Source organism: Prescottella agglutinans, assembly GCF_004011865.1.
In the GTDB taxonomy this organism is placed as follows: domain Bacteria; phylum Actinomycetota; class Actinomycetes; order Mycobacteriales; family Mycobacteriaceae; genus Prescottella; species Prescottella agglutinans.
Genome location: NZ_RKLP01000007.1, coordinates 1 through 21999 on the forward strand (window position 1 = coordinate 1; position 21999 = coordinate 21999).

Below are 21999 nucleotides of genomic sequence, written 5' to 3' on the forward strand. Positions count from 1 at the left end.
TAGAGTTACGGCGGCCATAGCGGAGGGGAAACGCCCGGTCCCATTCCGAACCCGGAAGCTAAGCCCTCCAGCGCCGATGGTACTGCACTCGACAGGGTGTGGGAGAGTAGGACACCGCCGAACATCCGTTACCGAAAGGGGACCCGACATACTGGGTCCCCTTTCGTGTTTTGTATTGAAAGGAATGGCTGTGTCGGAAAGCAGTGGTGATCGTCGGAACTTCCGCGGAGACGGCAGCCACCGTTCCGAAGGACATCGTGGCGGTCGACCGACGGACCGTCGCGGTCCGCGTGACGACCGTCGGCAGGGGGCCAGCGGCCAGGAGCGTACCGGCGGGCAGGGTCGCAGCTCGGGACAGTGGCGCGATCGCGATGATCGGCGCGGTGACGAGCGGCGCGACGAGCGCGGTGGCTACGGTCGCGGCGGGGAACGTCGTGACGACAACCGCGGCGAGCGCCGTGGTGACGACCGCCGTCAGTCTGCTGGTCGTGGCGGCGACAACCGAGGCCGTAGCGGCGGGCCGCATCGTCGCGGTGGCGAGGGCAGCTTCGGGCCGGCCCGTGGCCGCGAGAATCTCGGCCCGCAGCGGCGCGACGCCCGCCCGGACGAGCCGGACATTCCCGAGGAGCTCGAGGCCGGCGAACTCGATCCGGCGGTTCGCCGCGACCTGTTGAGCCTGGACAAGAACAACGCGAACACCGTCGCCCGCCACCTGGTGATGGCGAGTCGGCTGATCGAGGACGATCCGCGTCTCGCTCTCGCGCATGCCAGGGCCGCGCGACAGCGCGCCGGCCGCATCGCGGTGGTGCGCGAGACCGCCGGCATCACGGCGTACCACGCAGGCGAATGGGCCGAGGCCCTCTCGGAGCTGCGTGCTGCGCGCCGCATGTCGGGTGGCCCCGGTTTCCTCGCGGTGATGGCGGACTGCGAACGCGGCCTCGGTCGTCCCGAGCGGGCCATCGAGCTCGGTCGCAGCGACGAAGCCCGTGCCCTGACCGGCGACGAGGCGAGCGAGCTGCGGATGGTCGTCGCCGGCGCGCGCATGGATCTCGGTCAGTTCGACCAGGCCGTCGTCACGCTGCAGACGCCTGATCTCGACGCCAAGCGCACGGGTTCCGCTGCCGCGCGCCTGTTCTACGCCTACGCCGACGCGCTGGTCGCGGCCGGTCGAGTCGAGGACGGACTCAAGTGGTTCCTCAATTCCGCTGCCGCCGACCTCGACGGCGAGACGGACGCGGAGGAGCGTGTGGCCGAGCTGACCGGAGAAGGTCAGTGACGGAGCCCGTCATCGCGACCTTGCGGGAAGGGTTCGACGTACTGCTCCTGGACCTGGACGGCACCGTCTACCAGGGGCCCGAGGCGATCCCGGGTGCCCGGGAGGCCCTCGCCGCCGGTGATCAGCGCCAGCTGTACGTGACCAACAACGCGAGCCGTAGCCCGGCTGCGGTCGCACAGCACCTGCGCGAACTCGGATTCGACGCCGCGGACGCGGACGTCGTCACCAGTTCGCAGTCGGCGGCGCGCCTGCTCGCGGAGAAGCTCGAGCCGGGCGCTGCCGTCCTCGTCGTCGGCACCGACGCCCTCGCGGCGGAGGTCGAGAACGTCGGTCTGCGGCCGGTCCGCCGGTTCGAGGACGCCCCCGTCGCGGTGGTGCAGGGCCATTCACCGGCGACGGACTGGGCCATCCTGGCGGAGGCGACGCTGGCGATCCGGGCCGGCGCGCTGTGGATCGCGGCGAACGTCGATTCGACACTCCCGACGGAGCGCGGTCTGGTTCTGGGCAACGGGTCGATGGTGGCTGCGCTGCGGTGCGCGACGGGGCGGGAGCCGATCGTCGCGGGCAAGCCGGCGGCGCCGCTGATGGAGGACGCGCTCGCACGGGCGGGGCAGGCGAGGCCGCTGGTCGTCGGTGATCGGCTCGACACCGACATCGCCGGTGCGAACGCGGTCGGCGTGGAGTCGCTGCTCGTGCTGACGGGCGTCAGCACGACGGCGGATCTTCTGCGCGCCGACGCGATGCACCGCCCGACGTACGTGGCCGAGTCGCTCGACGCACTCAATCGTCCGGCGGTCGCCTCGGCCGTCACGTGTCACCCCGGGTGGCGGGTCGAGTTCGTCTCCGGTGACCTCGTCGTCCACGCGGGCGACACGGGGTCGGTCGGCGGTTCTCGGGCCGATCGGGCGGGTGCGTTCCTGTCGGTTCTGGACGCGGCGTGGCGTCATCCCGAGTTCGTTCGCGTGCGGGCGGCCGACGACGACGCGCGGGCCGCGGTCTCGTTCCTGCTCGGCGAGATGTGACCGGGCGGACATCTGTCCTACTGGGTCGTCGTCGGTGGTCCGCCGACGGGCGAATGGGCTAGGTTTGCACCGATGAGCACGTCAGTACCACTTCCAGGCCAGCACCTCCCCGGATCCGGCGGTGGTGTCGATCCGGCGGATGTTCACAACCGCGTCGACGCCCTGCTCGAACGGTTGAACGATGCTGGAGGCGACATCGAGGACGCTCGAACGCTCGGACAGCAGGCACAGATTCTCGAACGGGCTCACGATGTTCTCGTTGAGTCCCTGGCAGCAGTGGACAAGGTCTGAGGTGGCACGTCGAGCAAGGGTCGATGCGGAACTCGTGCGGCGGGGTCTGGCCCGCTCGCGCGAACAGGCGGTGGAGCTGATCTCGGCGGGCCGCGTTCTCATCGCGGGAACCGTCGCGACCAAGCCGGCAACCGCCATCGAAGCGGGAACGCCGCTTCTGGTCACGGACGTCGACGAAGAGATCTCGTGGGCCTCGCGGGGTGCGCACAAGCTTCTCGGCGCCCTCGACGCGTTCATGCCCGAGGGCTTGACCGTCGAGGGGCGGCGGTGCCTGGACGCCGGCGCCTCCACGGGAGGATTCACGGACGTCCTGCTGCACAACGGCGCGCGGGAGGTCGTCGCGGTCGATGTCGGGTACGGGCAGCTGGTGTGGCGGCTGCAATCGGACGATCGCGTGCACGTCGTCGACCGCACCAATGTCCGGTCGATCGATGCCGACGCCATCGGCGGTCGGGTCGACCTCGTCGTGGCGGATCTGTCGTTCATCTCCCTCAAGCTGGTGCTTCCGGCGCTCGTCGTGTGCGTGAACGACGGGGCCGACCTGGTGCCGATGGTCAAGCCGCAGTTCGAGGTCGGCAAGGAACGCGTGGGATCCGGCGGCGTGGTGCGCGACCCCGAGTTGCGTGTCAGTGCCGTCGTCGAGGTCGCCGAGGCGGCCGCCCAACTGGGCCTGCGCACCCTCGGCGCCGTCGCGAGCCCGCTGCCGGGTCCGTCCGGCAACGTCGAGTACTTCCTGTGGCTGCGCAAGGACGGTGCGGACGGCAAGCACCACGAGGACCGCGAGGACACGGACGCGGGCGAGACCCCGTCGGTCGAGGAGTTGATCCGTAGGGCCGTCGCCGAGGGTCCCCAGTGACGGACGTGACGGCGTCGGCCGCTCCGGAACGCCAGATCCTCCTCGTGGCGCACACGGGCCGCGCCGAGATCACCGAGACCGCCCGCCGCGTCGCCGAGATCTGCGCCCGCGCGGGGATCGCGCTGCGGCTGCTCGAGAACGAGGTGGACGTCGACCGGGTCGAGTCCTTCGCGGACGGGCCGGACAGGCCGGTGGTCAGCGTCGTTCCGGAGGGACCCGGCGCGGCGTCGGACTGCGAGATGGTGATCGTGCTGGGGGGCGACGGGAGCTTTCTGCGCGCGGCGGAGCTGGCGCAGTCCGCCGATGTCCCGGTACTCGGCATCAACCTCGGCAGGATCGGGTTCCTCGCGGAGGCGGAGGCCGAGCATCTCGAGACGGCGATGGACCAGGTGGTCCGGCGCGAGTACCGGATCGAGCACCGGATGACACTCGACGTGCTGGTCCGGGTCGAGGACCGGATCGTGCAGCGCGGATGGGCGCTCAACGAGGCCAGCATCGAGAACCGTTCGCGTCTCGGTGTGCTCGAGGTGGTGCTCGAGGTCGACGGGCGGCCGGTGTCCGCTTTCGGCTGCGACGGCGTGCTCATCGCGACACCGACCGGGTCCACCGCGTACGCTTTCTCTGCCGGCGGACCCGTGGTGTGGCCGGAACTCGAAGCGCTGCTGGTGATTCCGAGCAACGCACACGCGCTGTTCGCACGACCACTGGTCACGAGCCCGGAGTCGATCATCGCGGTGGAGACGGTCGCCGACAGCCACGACGGCCTGGTCTTCTGCGACGGCCGCCGCACGCTGGAGCTTCCCGCGGGCGGGCGCGTCGAGGTGGTGCGGGGCAAGGACCCGATCCGCTGGGTGCGGCTCGATTCCGCGCCGTTCGCGGACCGGATGGTCCGCAAGTTCGAGCTTCCGGTGACGGGGTGGCGAGGGAGGAGACGGTAGCGGTGCTGGCGGAGATTCGGATCGACAACCTCGGGGCCATCTCGTCGGCCTGCGCGCAGTTCCATGCCGGTCTCACGGTCCTCACCGGCGAGACCGGTGCCGGTAAGACGATGGTCGTGACCAGCCTGCACCTGTTGAGCGGTGCCCGCGCCGACGCCGGCCGGGTCCGGGTTGGTGCCGCACGTGCCGTCGTCGAGGGCCGGTTCAACGTCGACGAGTCCGCACCGCAGATCGACCGCGAGGTGACGCGGCTGCTCGAGTCCTGTGGCGCGGAACGCGACGACGACGGCAGCATCATCGCGGTCCGGACCGTCGGCGGCGACGGCCGCTCGCGTGCCCATCTGGGGGGACGCAGCGTTCCGGCGGGCGTGCTGTCCGAGTTCACGGACCCGTTGCTCACCGTGCACGGCCAGAACGATCAATTGCGGCTGCTCCGACCGGACCAGCAGCGCGGTGCACTGGACCGCTTCGCGGACAAGACGATCGGACCGCTGCTCACGCGGTACCGCAAGCATCGCGGCGAGTGGGTCGAGGCCCGTGCGGAGCTGATCGAACGAACCAGTCGCGCACGCGAACTCGTCCAGGAAGCCGACCAGCTCACGTTCGCGCTCGAGGAGATCGACCGCATCGCACCGACTCCGGGCGAGGACGTCGAGATCGTCAACGAGGTGCGGCGTCTGGGCGATCTCGATTCGCTCCGGTCGGCCGCGGAGGGTGCGCACGCGGCGCTCGCCGGGCTCGACGACGGCGGGGTGGGCGGCGCCACCGGGGCCCTCGACCTTCTCGGTGAGGCCCGCGCGCGGATCGAGTCGTCGGACGATCCCGACCTCGCCGGACTGGGTCCGCGACTGGGGGAGGCGATCGCGGTCGTCGCGGACGTCTCCGGGGAGCTGTCCGGTTACCTGTCGGGCCTGCCCAGTGATCCGGGTGCGCTCGACACCCTGCTGACCCGGCAGGCCGAACTCAAGACGTTGACCCGCAAGTACGCGGCCGACATCGACGGGGTCCTGGAGTGGGCCGAGTCGGCCCGTGACCGGCTCGCGCGGATCGACACCTCCTCCGAGGCGTTGGCCGCACTCACCGTCCGGGTGGAGGAGTCGGCGAAGCTCACCGCCGAGGCCGCGGTGAAGCTGTCCGCCGCGCGATCGAAGGCCGCCGGGAAGCTCGCGAAGGCCGTCAGCGACGAACTGGCGGGGCTGGCGATGGGTCGGGCGGCGCTGGAGGTCTCGGTGCGGCTGCGCGAGGCCGGTCCCAACGATTCGGCACCGCTCGCGGTCGACGGCCGCGAACTGCACGCCGGAGCGTCCGGGGTGGACGAGGTGGAGTTCCGTCTCGCCGCGCACAGCGGAGCGCAGGCGCTGCCGATCAGCAAGAGCGCGTCGGGCGGCGAACTGTCCCGCGTCATGCTCGCGCTCGAGGTCGTGCTCGCCGGCTCGGATCGGGGCGCGACGATGGTCTTCGACGAGGTGGACGCCGGTGTCGGCGGCCGCGCCGCCGTGGAGATCGGGCGTCGGCTCGCGCGGTTGGCGCGCACGCACCAGGTCATCGTCGTGACCCATCTGCCGCAGGTAGCGGCGTTCGCCGACACGCACCTGGTGGTCGACAAGACCGACGACGTGCGCAGCGGCGTCGACAGCGGGGTGCGGACGCTGACGGAGGACGAGCGGGTGGTGGAGTTGGCGCGGATGCTCGCAGGCCTCGACGACACCGAGACCGGACGCGCACACGCCGAGGAACTGCTCTCGATCGCGGGGCAGGAGCGCAGCACCGCGTCCGCCTAGATGACGGCAAACCGACCTTTTGGATGGTGAAGCTGTGGCGGGTGTGGTAGTTGGTACGGCGCGCCTCCACGAACATCCGTTTCCGTCGCGCGATCATCGAGGCCATGAAGATGCCGGCGCTTCTCTCGCGTAAGACCGAATCCCTCCCCGGTATCAGTGGCATCGCTCGGGTCGACCGCGACACCGGCAAGCTGCTGCGCCGGGTCGGGCACGGTGACGTCGTCGTGCTCGACGAGATCGACCTCGATCGGGTGACCGCGGACGCCCTGGTCGCGGCCGGGGTGCTGGCCGTGGTCAATGCCTCGCCGTCGATCACCGGCCGCTATCCGAACCTCGGACCGGAGGTCCTGGTCGCGAACGGCATCGTGCTGATCGACTCGGCGGGCACCGAGATCTTCAAGTCGATCAAGGACGGGTCGAAGATCCGTCTGCACGAAGGCGTCGTGTACGCGGGAGAGCGCACGCTCGCCGAGGGGCAGGAACAGTCCGAGGCGGAGATCTCCGATCGGATGATCGAGGCCAAGACCGGTCTCGTCGACCACCTGGAGGCGTTCTCGGGCAACACGATCGAGTTCATCCGGTCGGAGAGTCCGCTGCTGATCGACGGTGTCGGAGTCCCGGACATAGACGTCGACCTGAAGGACCGGCACGTCGTGGTCGTTGCGGACGGCCCCGATCACCAGGCCGACCTGAAGGCGCTCAAGCCGTTCATCAAGGAGTATTCGCCGATCCTCGTCGGTGTCGGTGCGGGCGCCGACACCCTGACGAAGGCCGGCTACCGTCCCGACCTCATCGTCGGCGACCCGGACGAGATCACCAGCGAGACACTCAAGTGCGGTGCCGAGGTCGTGCTGCCGGCCGACCCGGACGGTCACGCGCAGGGCCTCGCCCGCATCCAGGATCTGGGTATCGGTGCCATGACCTTCCCCGCGTCGGCGTCGCCGGCGGACCTGGCTCTGCTGCTGGCCGACCACCACGGTGCGTCGCTGATCGTCACTGTCGGCAGCACGGTCTCGCTGGACGAGTTCTTCGACCGAGGTCGCCGTGACACCAACCCGGCGGCGTTCATGACCCGGCTCAAGGTGGGCCCGAAGCTGGTGGACGCCAAGGCCGTCGCGACGCTCTACCGCAGCCGGGTGTCCGGCGCGGCGATCGCGCTGCTGGTGCTCGCGGCATTGACCGCGGTGATCGTCGCACTCGTCGTCTCCAACGTCGGCGGCGAGGCAGTGGACTGGGCAATCGACACGTGGAACAGCTTCGCGCTGTGGGTTCAGGGGCTCTTCAAGTGATTTCGATGCGTCAACACGCCATCTCCATTGCGGCGATCTTCCTTGCCCTCGCGATCGGTGTGGTGCTCGGCGCCGGCCTGCTCTCGAACGGCATGCTGTCGGGACTGCGGGACGACAAGGCCGAACTGCAGAACCAGATCGAGGACCTGAACGAGAAGAACAATCAGCTCGGCGAGCAGGTCACCGCGGCCGACGGCTTCGACTCGGCCGTCGCCGACCGGATCCTCCGCGACACCCTCGCGCAGCGATCGGTCGTCGTGATCACCACCCCGGACGCGGATCCGGGCGACATCGAAGGCGTGCAGCGGTCGGTGGCGCAGGCCGGCGGTGCGGTCACCGGTCGGGTGGCGCTCACCGAGTCGTTCGTCGACTCCGTCAACGGTGACCAGCTGCGCACGACCGTGACGAACATCATCCCCGCCGGCATCCAGCTCCGGACCGGTGCCGTCGATCAGGGCAGCCTGGCCGGGGACCTGCTGGGTTCGGTGCTGCTGCTCAACCCGCAGACCGCGCAGCCGCAGACGACGCCCGAGGAGCGGGCGCTGGCGCTGGAGACGCTGCGCGGCGGCGGCTTCATCGACTTCGACGGCAACGTCCAGCCTGCTCAGCTGGCGGTCGTGTTGACGGGCAGCGGCGACCCTGGGAACACCAGCGGCAACCGCGGCGCGGTGATCGCCCGCTTCGCGGGCGCGCTCGACGGTCGCGGCGCGGGCGCCGTGCTGGCCGGTCCGCCGTCGGCCGCCGAGGGCAACGGCCCGATCGCGGTCGTGCGGGCCGACGCGGCGGTGGCGTCGGTGCTGACGACGGTCGACGATCTGAACCGTGAGGCGGGTCGGATCACGACCGTTCTCGCACTTCAGGAGCAGTTGGGCGGCGGATCCGGGCGCTACGGCACGGGCCCCGGTGCCACCGCGGTCACGGTGGGTGCGCCGCAGCCGTAGCGCGGATGTGACGCCTGTCGCTCGGAAACCGGGAGCGTCGTGCACTGTTCCCGGGCGACAGGTGTTACCGTGAAGTCCCGTGGGTCGGCAGGCCCCAGCATGCTTCATCTCAGACCAAGTCCTGCACAGTCGTCACGGGAGCCCCTTTGCCACAGTCACGCATTCATTCGCGTAGCGCCACCAAGCACATCTTCGTGAGCGGGGGTGTCGCCTCCTCCCTCGGTAAGGGATTGACCGCTTCCAGCCTCGGCGAGTTGCTCACCGCGCGCGGACTGCGCGTGACGATGCAGAAGCTCGACCCCTACCTCAATGTCGACCCCGGCACGATGAACCCGTTCCAGCACGGTGAGGTCTTCGTCACCGAGGACGGCGCCGAGACCGACCTCGACGTCGGACACTACGAGCGTTTCCTCGACCGTGACCTCAACGCATTCGCCAACGTGACCACCGGGCAGGTCTACTCGGCGGTCATCGCGAAGGAGCGCCGCGGCGAGTACCTGGGCGACACCGTCCAGGTGATCCCGCACATCACCGACGAGATCAAGAGCCGGATCATCGCGATGGCGGGCCCCGACGCGCAGGGCCAGGTCCCGGACGTCGTGATCACCGAGATCGGCGGCACGGTCGGCGACATCGAGTCCCAGCCGTTCCTCGAGGCAGCCCGTCAGGTGCGCCACGACGTCGGCCGGGAGAACGTCTTCTTCCTGCACGTCTCGCTCGTGCCGTACCTCGGACCGTCCGGCGAGCTCAAGACCAAGCCGACGCAGCACTCGGTGGCCGCGCTCCGCAACATCGGTATCCAGCCCGACGCGCTGATCCTGCGCTGCGACCGCGACGTGCCGCAGGCGCTCAAGGCGAAGATCGCGCTGATGTGCGACGTCGACGTCGACGCCTGCATCTCGACGCCCGACGCGCCGTCCATCTACGACATCCCGAAGGTGCTGCACAGCGAGGGCCTCGACGCCTACGTCGTGCGTCAGCTGGGCCTGCCGTTCCGCGACGTCGACTGGACGGTGTGGGGCGACCTCCTCGAGCGCGTCCACAACCCGCGCGAGACCGTCAAGGTCGCGCTGGTCGGCAAGTACGTCGACCTGCCCGACGCCTACCTGTCGGTGACCGAGGCGCTGCGGGCCGGCGGTTTCGCGCACCACACCAAGGTGGACATCTCGTGGGTGCCGTCCGACGAGTGCGAGACCGAGGCCGGTGCGCAGGCGGCGCTCGGTGACGTGGACGCGGTCCTGATCCCCGGCGGCTTCGGCATCCGCGGCATCGAGGGCAAGCTGGGCGCCATCCGCTACGCCCGCACCAACAAGCTCCCGCTGCTTGGCCTGTGCCTGGGTCTGCAGGCTGTGGTGATCGAGGCGGCGCGCTCGGTGGGTCTCAAGGACGCGAACTCGGAGGAGTTCGATCAGGACACCAAGCACCCCGTCATCTCGACGATGGCCGACCAGGAGCAGATCGTCGCAGGCGAGGCCGATCTGGGCGGCACGATGCGTCTGGGCGCCTACCCGGCGGTGCTGGCCAAGGGCTCGGTGGTCGCGAAGGCGTACGGCAGCGAGAACGTCTCCGAGCGCCACCGCCACCGCTACGAGGTCAACAACGCGTACCGCGACCGCGTCGCGAAGAGCGGACTGCAGTTCTCCGGCACCTCGCCGGACGGGCACCTCGTCGAGTTCGTCGAGTTGCCCGCCGACAAGCACCCGTTCTTCGTTGCGACGCAGGCACATCCGGAGCTCAAGAGCCGCCCGACCCGTCCGCACCCGCTGTTCTCGGCGTTCGTCGGTGCCGCGTTGGACTACAAGGCAGCCGAGCAGTTGCCGGTCGACGTCACGCCCGAGGCGAAGGTCGAGTCGACCACCGCGGACAGCGTCGGATAGCGGTCGCCGATGAGCCTGCCGGGGGAGCACGAGTTCCACACCGTCGCCTCGCGCGACGTGTACAGCGGCGCGATTGTCGCGCTGCGGGTGGATCGCGTCGCGATGCCCGGAGGTCGAGAAGCCGATCGGGAGGTCGTCGAGCATCACGGCGCGGTTGCGGTCGCGGTGCTCGACGACGCCGATCGGCTGGTCCTCATCCGGCAGTACCGGCATCCGCTGGGTCGGCGACTGTGGGAGTTGCCGGCCGGACTGCTGGACGAACCGGGCGAGGATCCGCTCGACGCCGCCCGCCGGGAACTCGTGGAGGAGACGGGACTGGCGGCGGACCACTGGTCCGTCCTCGTCGACGTCGCGCTGTCCCCGGGATTCACGGACGAATCGGTGCGCGTGTTCCTGGCGACCGGCTTGCGTGAGGTCGGTCGCCCCGACGCCCACGACGAGGAGGCCGACCTCGAGATCGCCCGTGTGCCGCTCGACGACGCGGTGACGATGGCGCTGCGCGGCGAGATCGTCAACGCCACGGCCGTGTCCGGCATCCTCGCGCTCGCCGCGGCCCGCGGGCGGGGCGACGGCCTACGGGCGCCGGATGCGCAGTGGGCCGATCGGCCCGAGACGTTCGCGCGTCGCAAGCACGGTCGGACCGACAGCGAACCCGCATGACCGTGCTGGGCGGCCAGATCGACACGTATCTGGACCACCTGGCAGTCGAGCGCGGCGCGGCGCGCAACACGCTCAGCTCGTACCGTCGTGACCTCGACCGGTACGCGCGCTTCCTCTCCGACCGCGCGATCGACGATCTGCGCGCGGTCGGGGAGTCCGACGTCAGCGAGTTCGTCGTCGCGCTGCGGCAGGGCGATCCGCAGTCCGGGACGGTCGCGCTCGCACCCAGTTCCGCGGCGCGCGCACTGATCGCGGTGCGCGGACTGCACCGGTTCGCCGCCGCGGAAGGCATCACGACGGCGGACGTGGCGCGGGCGGTGAAACCCCCGGCCCCGGGCCGGCGTCTGCCGAAGTCCCTGCCGCTCGACGACGTCCTCTCGATCCTCGACGCCGCCGGCGGTGACGGCGCTTCGGACAATCCGCGCACGCTCCGCGACCGGGCGCTGCTCGAACTGCTGTACTCGACGGGCGCACGCATCTCGGAGGCCGTGGGACTCGACGTCGACGACCTCGACACGGAGTCGCGGTCGGTGCTGCTGCGCGGCAAGGGCGGGAAGGAACGCGTCGTACCGGTCGGCCGCCCCGCGATCGCGGCGATCGACAACTATCTGGTCCGCGGTCGGCCCGGTCTGGTGGCCCGCGGCACGCCGGCACTGTTCCTCAACGCCCGCGGCGGGCGGCTGTCGCGGCAGAGCGCGTGGCAGGTCCTGCACGACGCCGCCGAGAAGGCGGGAATCGCGGTCGCGGTGTCGCCGCACACGCTCCGGCACTCGTTCGCGACGCATCTCCTCGACGGGGGTGCCGACGTGCGCGTCGTCCAGGAACTGCTCGGGCACTCGTCGGTGACGACGACGCAGATCTACACCATGGTGACCGTGAGTGCTCTGCGCGAGGTGTGGGCGCAGGCGCACCCCCGCGCCCGCTGACCCGGTGCGTGTTGGCCGTCGTTTGATGTCACGAAGCGGTAGCGTTACGAAATCAGCTGGAAGACAGGACGGGATCGACAGGACAGGGGACATCGGACCGTGGTGACACCGCAGCCGCAGCACGCGGAGCCCGCGCACCCGTTTTCCGGGGATGCGCTGTCGTACGCAAGAGACATCGAGTACAGGGACGTCGTACCGCTCGGGCCCACCGGCCGACCGTTGCGCGAAGTGCCGGAACCCGGTCCCGTCGTCGGTCACGGCCCGGCCCGGATCATCGCGATGTGCAACCAGAAGGGCGGTGTGGGAAAGACCACATCGACCATCAACCTGGGTGCCTCGCTCGCCGAGTGCGGGCGCCGGGTGCTGCTCGTCGACCTCGATCCGCAAGGTGCGTTGTCCGCGGGACTCGGTGTCGCACACCATGATCTGGATTTGACCGTCCACAATCTGCTCGTCGAGCGCACGTCGATCGACGACGTGCTGATGCGGACCCGCATCGACGGCCTCGACCTGCTGCCCAGCAACATCGACCTCTCGGCGGCCGAGATCCAACTCGTCACCGAGGTCGGACGCGAACAGACGCTGGGCCGCGTCCTACACCCGGTGCTCGACCGGTACGACTACGTGCTTATCGACTGCCAGCCGTCGCTGGGCCTGCTGACCGTCAACGCGCTCGCGTGCGCGGACAGCGTGATCATCCCGATGGAGTGCGAGTTCTTCTCGCTGCGCGGGCTCGCGCTGCTCAACGACACCGTCGACAAGGTGCGCGACCGCCTCAATCCGCGCCTGTCCCTCGAAGGTATCGTCGTCACGATGTTCGACGCCCGCACCCTCCACGCCCGTGAGGTGATGTCGCGGGTCGTCGAGGTGTTCGGAGACCTCGTCTACGACACCGTCATCAACCGCACCGTCCGCTTCCCGGAGACGAGCGTCGCGGGGGAGCCGATCACCACGTGGGCGCCCAAGTCCGGAGGCGCGGAGGCCTACCGGGCCCTCGCCCGCGAGGTCATCCACCGCTGCGCCCGGTGAGCACGGACGTCGCGTCGGGGGTCGAGGCAGCGCACACGGAGGCGGAGGGCGGGGACAGCGCCGGGTTCCGGGTGCGTCTACGCAACTTCGAGGGTCCGTTCGACCTGCTGCTGACGCTCATCAGTCAGCACCAGTTGGACGTCACCGAGGTCGCGCTCGCCGAGGTCACCGACGAGTTCATCTCCTACACCCGCCGCCTCGGCAGCGAGCTGGGACTGGATCAGACCACCGAATTCCTGGTGGTGGCGGCGACGCTGCTGGACCTGAAGGCCGCGCGGCTGCTGCCCGCCGGCGAGGTGGACGACGACGAAGACCTGGCGCTGCTCGAGGCACGCGACCTGCTGTTCGCGCGGCTGCTGCAGTACCGGGCCTACAAGCAGGTGGCGCAGCTGTTCGGTGAGCTCGAGGTGGCGGCGCTGCGGCGGTATCCGCGGTCGGTGTCGGTCGAGGACCGGTACGTCGACCTGCTCCCGGAGGTGCTGCTCGGGGTCGATCCGCGCCAGTTCGCCGAGATCGCCGCGACCGCCTTCCGGCCCCGACCGGTCCCCGAGGTGGGACTGGACCACCTCCATGTCCCCACCGTGTCGGTTCCGGAGCAGGCGGCGCGGATCCTCGAACTGCTCCGGGAGCGTGGCGCCGGCGTGTGGGCGCCCTTCGGTGAGCTGATCGCCGAGTGCGAGGTCCCCGTGCAGATCGTGGCCCGCTTCCTGGCGCTGCTCGAGCTGTATCGGGAGCGGTCGGTGCTGTTCGAGCAGCCCGAACCGCTGGGGGATCTGCTGGTGTGCTGGACCGGCGAGGCCGCGGCCGCGCCCGCGAGCAAGGAGGACTACGGATGACGTCCGTCGATACCGAGGACCTGAGCCCGTTCGAGGACGAGTTCGCGGAGATGACCGACGACCACCTGGCGGGCGCGCTGGAGTCGATGCTGCTGGTGGTCGACTCGCCGGCATCGTCGGCGATGCTCGCCGACGCGCTGGGCGAGTCCGAGGCGAGGGTCGAGACGATGCTGTGCACGATGTCCGACGGCCTCACCGCCCGAGGCAGCGGCATCGACCTGCGGTTCGCGGGGGACGGGTGGCGCTTCTACACCCGCACCGAGTACGCGCCGTACGTCGAACGCTTGCTGCTCGACGGCGCCCGATCGAAGCTGACCCGCGCGGCGCTCGAGACGCTCGCGGTGATCGCCTACCGGCAGCCGCTCACCCGTGCGCGGATCAGCGCCGTGCGCGGCGTCAACGTCGACGGCGTCATCCGCACCCTGCTGGCCCGCGGACTGATCACCGAGGCCGGTCCGGACCCGGAGACCAACGCGACCACGTATGCGACCACGGAGATGTTCCTCGAACGCCTCGGACTGGCGTCACTTGCGGATCTGCCGCCCCTCGCGCCCCTGCTTCCCGACGTAGATGTGATCGATGACATCACCGAGAGTCTGGAAGCCGATCCGCGATTTGCGAGAATGGACAGGTCTACGTCGTCATCGGGGTCGACGGCGAACCCGCCGGACCCCGGGATCGACATCGAAAACTGACAGGGATCGAAAAGTGAACAAGCCCGCTCGCCGTGATGGCACACCGGACCGCAAGAAGCGGCAGCCCGCCAAGGGTGCCGCCCGCTCGACCGCTGCGAACAAGCAGCTGAACAAGCGGGGCAAGCCGAAGTCGGCCAAGCCCCAGCGCGCCCAGACCCAGGCGCACACTCCCACGATCAGCAACGCGAAGCCCGCGAAGCACCAGTACGCCGACGTCGACCGCGATCTCGCGCCGATGAAGGGCGACGGCGTGCGCCTGCAGAAGGTGCTCGCACAGGCCGGCGTCGCCTCCCGCCGCGCCGCCGAGGAACTCATCGACCAGGGCCGTGTCGAGGTCGACGGCCGCATCGTCCGCGAGCAAGGCCTGCGCGTCGATCCCGAGAACGCGATCGTCCGTGTCGACGGCATCCGCGTCGTCGTGAAGAAGGACCTGGTCCACATCGCCCTGAACAAGCCGCGTGGCTGGCAGTCGACGATGTCCGACGACCTGGGCCGTCCGTGCATCGGCGACATCGTGTCCGAGCGCGTCTCCGCCGGTCAGCGCCTGTTCCACGTCGGTCGTCTCGACGCCGACACTGAGGGCCTGATCCTGCTGACCAACGACGGTGACCTCGCGCACCGCCTGATGCACCCGTCGTACGAGGTGCCGAAGACCTACCTGGCCACCGTGCAGGGTGTCGTCGACCGCAGCGTCGGCAAGACCCTCAAGGCCGGCGTCGAACTCGACGACGGGCCCGCGAAGGTCGACGCATTCACGCTCCTGGACATCAACGGTGGCAAGTCGCTGGTGAAGGTCGTGCTGCACGAGGGCCGCAAGCACATCGTGCGCCGCATCCTCGAGGCCGTCGGCCACCCGGTGGTGCGTCTGGTCCGCACCGACATCGGCAACGTCGCGCTCGGCGACGGCCGTCCCGGCACCCTGCGGGTCCTCGGCCGCGGCGAGGTCGGCGGCCTCTACGGGGCGGTGGGTCTGTGACCGCACCGACCCCACTGGTCGTCGCGATCGACGGCCCGTCGGGCACCGGTAAGTCCAGCGTGTCGCGCCGCGTCGCGACGGCGCTGGGCGCGCGCTACCTCGACACCGGGGCGATGTACCGGATTGCGACGCTGCACGTGCTGCGGCGCGGCGTCGACATCGGTGATCCGGTAGCGATCGCGGAGGCGACGTCGTCGCTGCCGCTGTCGATCGGCACCGATCCCGAGGCGGACGGCGTGCAACTGGCCGGCGAGGACGTCACCGACGAGATCCGGGGCGCGGCCGTCACGCAGGCGGTGTCCGCGGTGTCCGCGGTGCCCGACGTGCGGACGTTCCTGGTGGATCTGCAGCGGCGCATCGTGGAGCAGGCCGGGCGCATCGTCGTCGAGGGCCGCGACATCGGCACCGTCGTCCTGCCGGACGCGGACGTGAAGATCTTCCTGACGGCCTCCGCGGAGGCCCGGGCCATGCGGCGCAACGCCCAGAACATCGCGGAAGGACGCGGGGACGATTTCGCCGCCGTTCTCGCCGACGTGCAGCGCCGCGACCATCTCGATTCCACCCGCGCGGTATCTCCGTTGCGTCCCGCGGAGGATTCGGTGACGGTGGACACGAGCGAACTGGGTATCGAAGACGTGATCGGCAGGTTGCTGCTGGTGGTAGGCGACAGAACTGGAGCAGTGCAGTGACCGACGAATTTGTCAGCGACATCTCCGACGGCGGGTTCGCCGGCGACGGGATCTGGAGCGAGGAGTCCGACTGGGACCTCGCCGATTTCCTCGACGGTGAGGACGCCGAGGAGCACGTCGCGGTACCGACGCTGGCGGTCGTCGGACGCCCCAACGTCGGCAAGTCCACGCTCGTCAACCGGATCATCGGCCGTCGTGAGGCGGTCGTCGAGGACATTCCCGGTGTCACGCGCGACCGTGTCTCCTACGACGCCAACTGGGCCGGACGCCGGTTCATGGTGCAGGACACCGGTGGTTGGGAGCCCGACGCCAAGGGGCTCCAGCAGTCGGTGGCACGCCAGGCCGAGCAGGCCATGAACACCGCGGACGCGATCCTGCTCGTGGTCGACGCCGTCGTCGGTGCGACCGCGACGGACGAGGCGGCCGTCAAGGTGCTGCGCCGGTCGAAGACGCCGGTGATCCTCGTCGCCAACAAGGTCGACGACGCCCGCACCGAGGCGGAGGCCGCGGCGCTGTGGTCGCTCGGCCTGGGCGAGCCGTACATGGTCAGCGCCACGCACGGGCGCGGCACCGGCGACCTGCTCGACGAGGTCCTGCGGGTTCTGCCGGAGACCCCGCGCGAGGGCATCGGCGGCGGGGGGCCCCGGCGCGTGGCCCTGGTCGGCAAGCCGAACGTCGGCAAGTCGAGCCTGCTCAACAAGCTGTCCGGTGACGAGCGTTCGGTGGTCCACGACGTCGCCGGCACCACCGTCGACCCCGTCGACTCGCTCGTCGAACTCGGCGGCAAGGTGTGGAAGTTCGTCGACACAGCCGGCCTGCGCAAGAAGGTCAGCCACGCCAGCGGGCACGAGTTCTACGCGTCGCTGCGCACCAAGTCGGCGATCGAGGCCGCCGAGGTCGCGATCCTGCTGATCGACGCGTCGAAGCCGATCACCGAGCAGGACCTGCGGGTGCTGTCGATGGTGGCCGACGCCGGCCGTGCGCTGGTGCTCGCGTTCAACAAGTGGGACCTCGTCGACGAGGACCGCCGGTACATGCTCGAGAAGGAGATCGACCGCGAACTGGTCCGCGTCCCGTGGGCCCAGCGCGTCAACATCTCGGCGCACACCGGCCGGGCCGTGCAGAAGCTCGTGCCGGCGATCGAGACGGCGCTCGAGTCGTGGGACAAGCGCATCCCGACCGGACGCCTCAACACGTGGCTCAAGGAGGTCGTGGCGGCCACGCCGCCGCCGATGCGTGGCGGACGCCTGCCCCGCATCATGTTCGCGACCCAGGCCGGTACCCGCCCGCCGACGTTCGTGCTGTTCACCACGGGCTTCCTCGAGGCCGGCTACCGCCGCTTCCTCGAGCGTCGCCTGCGTGAGGAGTTCGGCTTCGACGGCAGCCCCGTGCGCATCTCGGTGCGGGTGCGGGAGAAGCGGGATCGCCGCAGCCGCTGACCGACCGCGCCGTCGCACGGGCTCTGCCCCGATCGCACAGGAATCGATGCGGATTCGCTGTGCGACGGGTGCAGAACCCGTGCGACGGACGCGCCGGTTCGACGCGAGTTCAGGCCGATGACCAGGCGATTCGCTTTCCGGAGCGACACTGTTGTAATCTTCTGAGGCGCCCGAACGAGGGCGTGGACGGGCTGTGGCGCAGCTTGGTAGCGCACTTGACTGGGGGTCAAGTGGTCGCAGGTTCAAATCCTGTCAGCCCGACCGAAGAAGACCCGGGTGAGAGATGTTCTCACCCGGGTCTTCTGCTTCTCGTGACGTTCTAGGGCTGCGCGTTCGACGGGATCACGGTCAGGAATGTGCCGCGGTGATCCGTGCCGATCAGGCACATCACCCCGGCTGCTTGGCCGGGTAGCGGCGATACGAACCGGACGCCGTCCGGGGCGTCGGTTCGCCGCTGTCTGGTACTGATCGTGTTCCAATCGAAGGCCACCGATTCGATCGGACCGGTCTGTGGTGTCAGCGCCGAGATCAGACCATGAATCTGTACGGTCAGGTTCTCTGTCCACGGCCACCACCATCCGCAGACTTGCCCGGAACCCGCAATGTGCCCGCGCAGCACTAGTCGTGGTGTTCGGGTCGGGATGGGAAACGGTTGAAACCCGTCGGAGAGTGGAACTCGAGGATCCATCCGGGTCATTGGTCGCGTCATGACTGACGCTCCTTCGTCGGAGGACGAAACCGATACTTGTCCGACCGATGCACTACCCAACGGGAACCGCCAGAGACGAAGCGCCTCGATACGTTCAGCGTACTCGCCACGCTGCCTGCACAGAGCGCGCCGCGCGCGCAGAACGCAATGGTCTCGCTGAATGCGACTGGGACGGCACGAATTGGGTCCGCATTCTGGGCGTGCGACACGTCACTGGGTGTGACGTGATCGAGAACTGGGTATCAGGGCCGGGAAACCTTGTGCCCTGCTTTGGTTCGGAGTCGTCATGCTTGTGATCATCGGATTGATTCTTCTCATCGCGGCCGTCGTGATCGCCGTCGCGGGCGTTCTGGCGAATGGCGGCAGTGAACACGCGATCACTGACAACTTCTCCATCCTCGGATACCACGTCACCGGATCGACCGGGACGCTGTTTCTGTTCGGCGTCGTCGTCGGGGCGGTCGGAATGGCAGGCCTCAGCCTGCTTCTCGCCGGCGCCCGCAGAACCTCCCGACGAGGGCGCGCGGCACGCAACGAGCTCGACCGGATTCACCGCGCCGACACCTCGCCGGGCAAGCACCAGCGCGCCACCCAGCCCCCCCGGACAGAGCAAGGTGGCTGAAAGATACAACCGGACAATGCATCCCACGGAGAGAGGCGATGGCTCGTCAGGCGATCCTGTAGTCGTCGTCCACCACGGATCGCATGTCGTCGTACGCTCGTTGCGGCTGGGTGGTCGGCGGAATGACCACCAGTAGCGTGCCGCGACGATCGGTGCCGATCAGGCACATCACCCCGGCAGGCTGGCCAGGAAGCGGCCTGATGAAACGGATTCCATCGGTGTTGTCGATACGGCGTTGGTTGACACTGATCGCGTCCCAGTCGAACGCGATCCGCTCGATCGGCCCCGTGTGTGGTGTCAGCACGGAGATCAGGTCGTGAAGTTGGGCAGTCAGGTTCGATGTCCACGGCCACCAAGCGCCGCTGATTTTCCCGGAGCCGGCCACCTGACTGCGCAAGACCAGTCGCGGGGTTCGGGTCGGGATGGGAAACGGCTGTAGACCGTCGGCGGTCTCGACCTCGTAGAAGAGGCCGTTAACCGAAGCAGGTTGTCGTGTCATGGCCAACGCTCCTTCATCGGAGAACGAAACCGATACTGGTCCAACCGATGTACTGCCGAACGGGAACCGCCGACGACGTCGCACCTCGATCTCGATATTCCCAGCCTACGCGCCGCGCACTCGATGGAAGCTCGCCCGATCAGGGGCGTTGTGTCCTTACCCGCCTCGCCGTTGAGCGCGGCAAGCTCGAGAACTCGATCACTGCCGGCAGAGGCACGATCACAGCCACTGCAGCGAGCGTCACGACGCCGCGCGTCCTCGTCGACCGAAACCAGCTAGACCGGTACCTCCTTGTTCGCACCTACTCTGGAGCTGTCAGGGGCTGATGAAGGAGGCGCCTCATGGCAATCAACCAGCAGTTCGGATTCGACCGAATCTCACTTCCCGACGGGGCGGTCTGCACCAGGGAACTCCAAACCGCCATCCTCGACACGCTGGAGCTCGGGGGCGACGGTCATCTCAGCCTCGCAACGCAGACAGCGATCCTCGGGAGCTTGAAGATCATCGGCGACCTTGAAGCCCGCGTTGCCGCACTCGAAGCCGGGAAGTGAACGACGGCGCAGGAACTGTCGATCGATGTAGGCCTGGGCGGCCGGCTCTGGCTGGTCGTGCCCGTCATGCGTCCTGAACCTGCTCGACGAGACCTTCTCCTCGGAAGGCCGGTATCACCCCTGCGACGTTGCTTCGCCAGCTTAGTGGGGTTCGTCTGCCTACCGGGGGGCGAATGTGAAGGCGGTGCAGAACCCTGGGGCACCCGGGTGAGAGACTTTCTCGCACGGTCTTTCGTTTCGGCGAGGTGGCAGGGGAGGCGCCGTGGTCAGCAGCGCGAGTTTCGTCTTCTTCGAATCGAGGTCGCCGGCGGTGTCGTTGGCGCACGCGGGCGATCACCTTCGGGATGCCGGCCTGCAGGTGGTCGATCACGGCGACTCTCTCGAGGTCTCCGACGGGCAGGGGGGCCCTGCGTTCGCCGTCGAACTCCTCGCCCCGAAGCACGCCGGCGCTCTCGCCTACCGTCTACGTGTCCCACACCGCCGGGCCGTGTCCCTCCGGATCGGAATCGCCGACATCGACGACGCGCTGGACGAGATCAACACCTTGATCGAGGTGCAGTCCGCACTCCAGTTGCTCGCTTCGGATGCGTGGCTCTTCAACGAATGGAATCGGACCCTGGTGGATTCCTCCGGAACCGCCGTTCGGATCGGGAACTAGTCCTCGGGCCGTATCGAGGCCCGGCATCAACCGATGCAGGGTCGGCTCCCACCGCGCGTGCTCGTCGGGGAAGCAGCGCGCCAGGAGATCCGCCATGAGGGGTGCGGCGACGGAGGCGCCCGGGGAGGCGCCGAGCAGGCCCGCGATCGTGCCGTCGGCGCCGGTGACGATTTCGGTGCCGAACGTCAGGACACCCACCTTCCTCCTGTCGGGCTTGATCAGTTGGGCCCGCTGTCCCGCCTGGATGAGCTCCCAGTCGGCCGGATCGGCGTTCGGGTAGAACCGTTCCAGTTCGGCGAACTTCCGTCTCCGGGAGGCGGCCAACTGGCCGATCAGGTAGCGCACCAGTCCCAGGTTCTGGAGTCCCACGGCCACGAGCGGCGCGACGTTGTGGAAACGGATGGTGGTGAACAGGTCTCGTAGGCGACCGTGCTTCAGGAGCTTGGTGCTGAAGGTGGCGTACGGGCCGAACATCAGCGCGGGGCGGCCCGCGACGACCCGTCGGTCGAGATGCGGCACCGACATCGGCGGTGCGCCGATCGCGGCCTGGCCGTACACCTTGGCGTCGTGCCGGCCGACCACCGCGGGATCGTCGGTGCGGAGGAACTGGGCGCCCAGCGGGAAGACCGCGTACCCGCGCACCTCGGGGATTCGTGCCTTCTGCAGCAGCTTCAGGGCGTAGCCGCCGGCGCCGACGAACACGAACCTCGACCGGACGCGGAAACGACGCTTCGTGCTGCGGTCGCGGCCGGCGACGGTCCAGATCCCGTCCGCGGACCGCGACAGCGAGGTCACCTCGTGGTGCGTCCGCACACGCGCGCCACGAGTGGTCATCGCGTCCACCAGGGCGCGGGTCAGCGCGCCGAAGTCGACGTCGGTGCCGCCCGTGTGGCGCGTCGCCGCCATCGGCTCGGCGGGATCGCGACCTTCCGTGAGCAGCGGCGCCCACGCGCGGATCGTCTCGGGATCCTCGCTGTACTCCATGTCCGAGAACAGCGGGAGCCGCCGCAGCGTTGCGAAACGCTCACGCAGATAGGCGATGTCGCGCTCACCGAACACGACGTCCATGTGCGGAGTCGGCGTGGTGACCAACCGCAGATCGTCGATGTCGCCGCTCTCCACGAGCGCGTCCCAGAACTGCTGCGACAGCCGGTACTGGCGGCCGATCTCGGCGGTGCGCGCGGGGTCGGTCGGGTCGGGCATGTAGTTGAGCTCGCACAGCCCGGCGTGCCCGGTCCCGGCGTTGCTCCACGCGTGCGAGCTCTCCCCGGCGGGCTCTCCGAGCCGTTCGAGCATCACGAGCGACCAGTCCGGCTGCAGCGTGGACAGCAGTGCGCCGAGCGTGGCGGACATGATGCCGCCGCCGATGAGGACGACATCCAGGATGTCCTCGGCGGATGTGGTTTCGGGGTCGGTGCGGGTCTTCGACGTCATCTCGT

General features: G+C 69.2%; 22 protein-coding genes, 1 tRNA gene and 1 rRNA gene. 20 read left to right on the forward strand and 4 right to left on the reverse strand.

What is annotated here, in order from left to right:
- Positions 1–6 precede the first annotated feature (6 nt).
- From rrf to EGT67_RS13975, 3 genes are all read left to right on the forward strand, one after another.
- A 5S ribosomal RNA gene (gene rrf / locus EGT67_RS13965) occupies positions 7–123 on the forward strand.
- A gap of 61 nt (positions 124–184) precedes the next feature.
- On the forward strand, positions 185–1276 hold the full coding sequence (locus EGT67_RS13970; RefSeq protein ID WP_206612388.1) for a hypothetical protein: 1092 nt from the start codon (positions 185–187) through the stop codon (positions 1274–1276).
- Positions 1277–1287: 11 nt separating this feature from the next.
- Positions 1288–2298 carry an HAD-IIA family hydrolase gene (locus tag EGT67_RS13975; protein ID WP_127916978.1) on the forward strand — a complete coding sequence of 337 codons (1011 nt, stop codon included), beginning with the start codon at positions 1288–1290 and terminating at the stop codon, positions 2296–2298.
- An 81-nt stretch (positions 2299–2379) separates the two neighbouring features.
- Here the strand turns inward: EGT67_RS13975 and EGT67_RS25540 are convergent, their stop codons facing one another.
- Entirely contained in the window at positions 2380–2547 is a 168-nt protein-coding gene (locus EGT67_RS25540; RefSeq protein ID WP_206612389.1) for a hypothetical protein, read from the reverse strand.
- Positions 2548–2590: 43 nt separating this feature from the next.
- Here EGT67_RS25540 and EGT67_RS13985 point away from each other — a divergent pair, with 43 nt between their 5' ends.
- The 15 genes from EGT67_RS13985 to EGT67_RS14055 all read left to right on the forward strand — a co-directional run bounded on the left by EGT67_RS13985 (position 2591) and on the right by EGT67_RS14055 (position 17782).
- Positions 2591–3445 carry a TlyA family RNA methyltransferase gene (locus tag EGT67_RS13985; protein ID WP_127916699.1) on the forward strand — a complete coding sequence of 285 codons (855 nt, stop codon included), beginning with the start codon at positions 2591–2593 and terminating at the stop codon, positions 3443–3445.
- Entirely contained in the window at positions 3442–4383 is a 942-nt protein-coding gene (locus tag EGT67_RS13990) for an NAD kinase (RefSeq protein ID WP_127916700.1), read from the forward strand. Before EGT67_RS13985 ends, EGT67_RS13990 begins: the two co-directional genes overlap by 4 nt.
- A 2-nt stretch (positions 4384–4385) precedes the next feature.
- Entirely contained in the window at positions 4386–6164 is a 1779-nt protein-coding gene (recN, locus tag EGT67_RS13995) for a DNA repair protein RecN (protein WP_127916701.1), read from the forward strand.
- 104 nt (positions 6165–6268) lie between these two features.
- The gene (gene steA / locus EGT67_RS14000; protein ID WP_127916702.1) at positions 6269–7453 is read left to right on the forward strand and encodes a putative cytokinetic ring protein SteA; all 1185 of its coding nucleotides are present in this window, start codon (positions 6269–6271) and stop codon (positions 7451–7453) included.
- The gene (locus tag EGT67_RS14005; protein ID WP_164877567.1) at positions 7450–8394 is read left to right on the forward strand and encodes a copper transporter; all 945 of its coding nucleotides are present in this window, start codon (positions 7450–7452) and stop codon (positions 8392–8394) included. The genes steA and EGT67_RS14005 overlap by 4 nt, the downstream gene beginning before the upstream one ends.
- Positions 8395–8540: 146 nt before the next feature.
- The gene (locus EGT67_RS14010) at positions 8541–10271 is read left to right on the forward strand and encodes a CTP synthase (protein ID WP_127916704.1); all 1731 of its coding nucleotides are present in this window, start codon (positions 8541–8543) and stop codon (positions 10269–10271) included.
- A gap of 9 nt (positions 10272–10280) precedes the next feature.
- On the forward strand, positions 10281–10931 hold the full coding sequence (locus EGT67_RS14015; RefSeq protein WP_127916705.1) for an NUDIX domain-containing protein: 651 nt from the start codon (positions 10281–10283) through the stop codon (positions 10929–10931).
- Positions 10928–11857: a site-specific tyrosine recombinase XerD gene (xerD, locus tag EGT67_RS14020; RefSeq protein ID WP_127916706.1), complete on the forward strand. Its 930-nt coding sequence runs from the start codon at positions 10928–10930 to the stop codon at positions 11855–11857. The genes EGT67_RS14015 and xerD overlap by 4 nt, the downstream gene beginning before the upstream one ends.
- Positions 11858–12013: 156 nt before the next feature.
- Positions 12014–12886: a ParA family protein gene (locus tag EGT67_RS14025; RefSeq protein WP_241566051.1), complete on the forward strand. Its 873-nt coding sequence runs from the start codon at positions 12014–12016 to the stop codon at positions 12884–12886.
- Positions 12883–13722 carry a segregation and condensation protein A gene (locus tag EGT67_RS14030; RefSeq protein WP_127916708.1) on the forward strand — a complete coding sequence of 280 codons (840 nt, stop codon included), beginning with the start codon at positions 12883–12885 and terminating at the stop codon, positions 13720–13722. The genes EGT67_RS14025 and EGT67_RS14030 overlap by 4 nt, the downstream gene beginning before the upstream one ends.
- Complete coding sequence (gene scpB / locus EGT67_RS14035; protein ID WP_127916709.1) at positions 13719–14417, forward strand: SMC-Scp complex subunit ScpB; 699 nt, start codon at positions 13719–13721, stop codon at positions 14415–14417. The genes EGT67_RS14030 and scpB overlap by 4 nt, the downstream gene beginning before the upstream one ends.
- 13 nt (positions 14418–14430) lie before the next feature.
- Positions 14431–15393 (forward strand): pseudouridine synthase, encoded by a 963-nt coding sequence (locus EGT67_RS14040; protein WP_127916710.1) that lies wholly within the window; start codon positions 14431–14433, stop codon positions 15391–15393.
- Positions 15390–16082 (forward strand): (d)CMP kinase, encoded by a 693-nt coding sequence (cmk, locus tag EGT67_RS14045; protein ID WP_127916711.1) that lies wholly within the window; start codon positions 15390–15392, stop codon positions 16080–16082. The genes EGT67_RS14040 and cmk overlap by 4 nt, the downstream gene beginning before the upstream one ends.
- A complete protein-coding gene (gene der, locus EGT67_RS14050; protein WP_127916712.1) occupies positions 16079–17521 on the forward strand; it encodes a ribosome biogenesis GTPase Der in 1443 nt (480 codons plus the stop codon). The genes cmk and der overlap by 4 nt, the downstream gene beginning before the upstream one ends.
- 187 nt (positions 17522–17708) lie before the next feature.
- A tRNA-Pro gene (locus tag EGT67_RS14055) sits at positions 17709–17782 on the forward strand.
- A 58-nt stretch (positions 17783–17840) separates the two neighbouring features.
- Here EGT67_RS14055 and EGT67_RS14060 read toward each other — a convergent pair.
- Positions 17841–18230: a DUF5994 family protein gene (locus EGT67_RS14060; RefSeq protein WP_127916713.1), complete on the reverse strand. Its 390-nt coding sequence runs from the start codon at positions 18228–18230 to the stop codon at positions 17841–17843.
- A 286-nt stretch (positions 18231–18516) separates the two neighbouring features.
- Here EGT67_RS14060 and EGT67_RS14065 point away from each other — a divergent pair, with 286 nt between their 5' ends.
- On the forward strand, positions 18517–18852 hold the full coding sequence (locus tag EGT67_RS14065) for a hypothetical protein (protein ID WP_127916714.1): 336 nt from the start codon (positions 18517–18519) through the stop codon (positions 18850–18852).
- Between the two features lie 46 nt (positions 18853–18898).
- Here the strand turns inward: EGT67_RS14065 and EGT67_RS14070 are convergent, their stop codons facing one another.
- Entirely contained in the window at positions 18899–19351 is a 453-nt protein-coding gene (locus EGT67_RS14070) for a DUF5994 family protein (protein WP_127916715.1), read from the reverse strand.
- A 341-nt stretch (positions 19352–19692) separates the two neighbouring features.
- On the opposite strand from EGT67_RS14070, the gene EGT67_RS14075 reads away from it, so the two are divergent.
- Positions 19693–19902, forward strand: coding sequence for a hypothetical protein (locus EGT67_RS14075; RefSeq protein WP_127916716.1), 210 nt, complete (start codon positions 19693–19695; stop codon positions 19900–19902).
- Positions 19903–20365: 463 nt separating this feature from the next.
- Here the strand turns inward: EGT67_RS14075 and mqo are convergent, their stop codons facing one another.
- A complete protein-coding gene (gene mqo / locus EGT67_RS14080) occupies positions 20366–21994 on the reverse strand; it encodes a malate dehydrogenase (quinone) (protein WP_206612390.1) in 1629 nt (542 codons plus the stop codon).
- Positions 21995–21999: the final 5 nt, after the last annotated feature.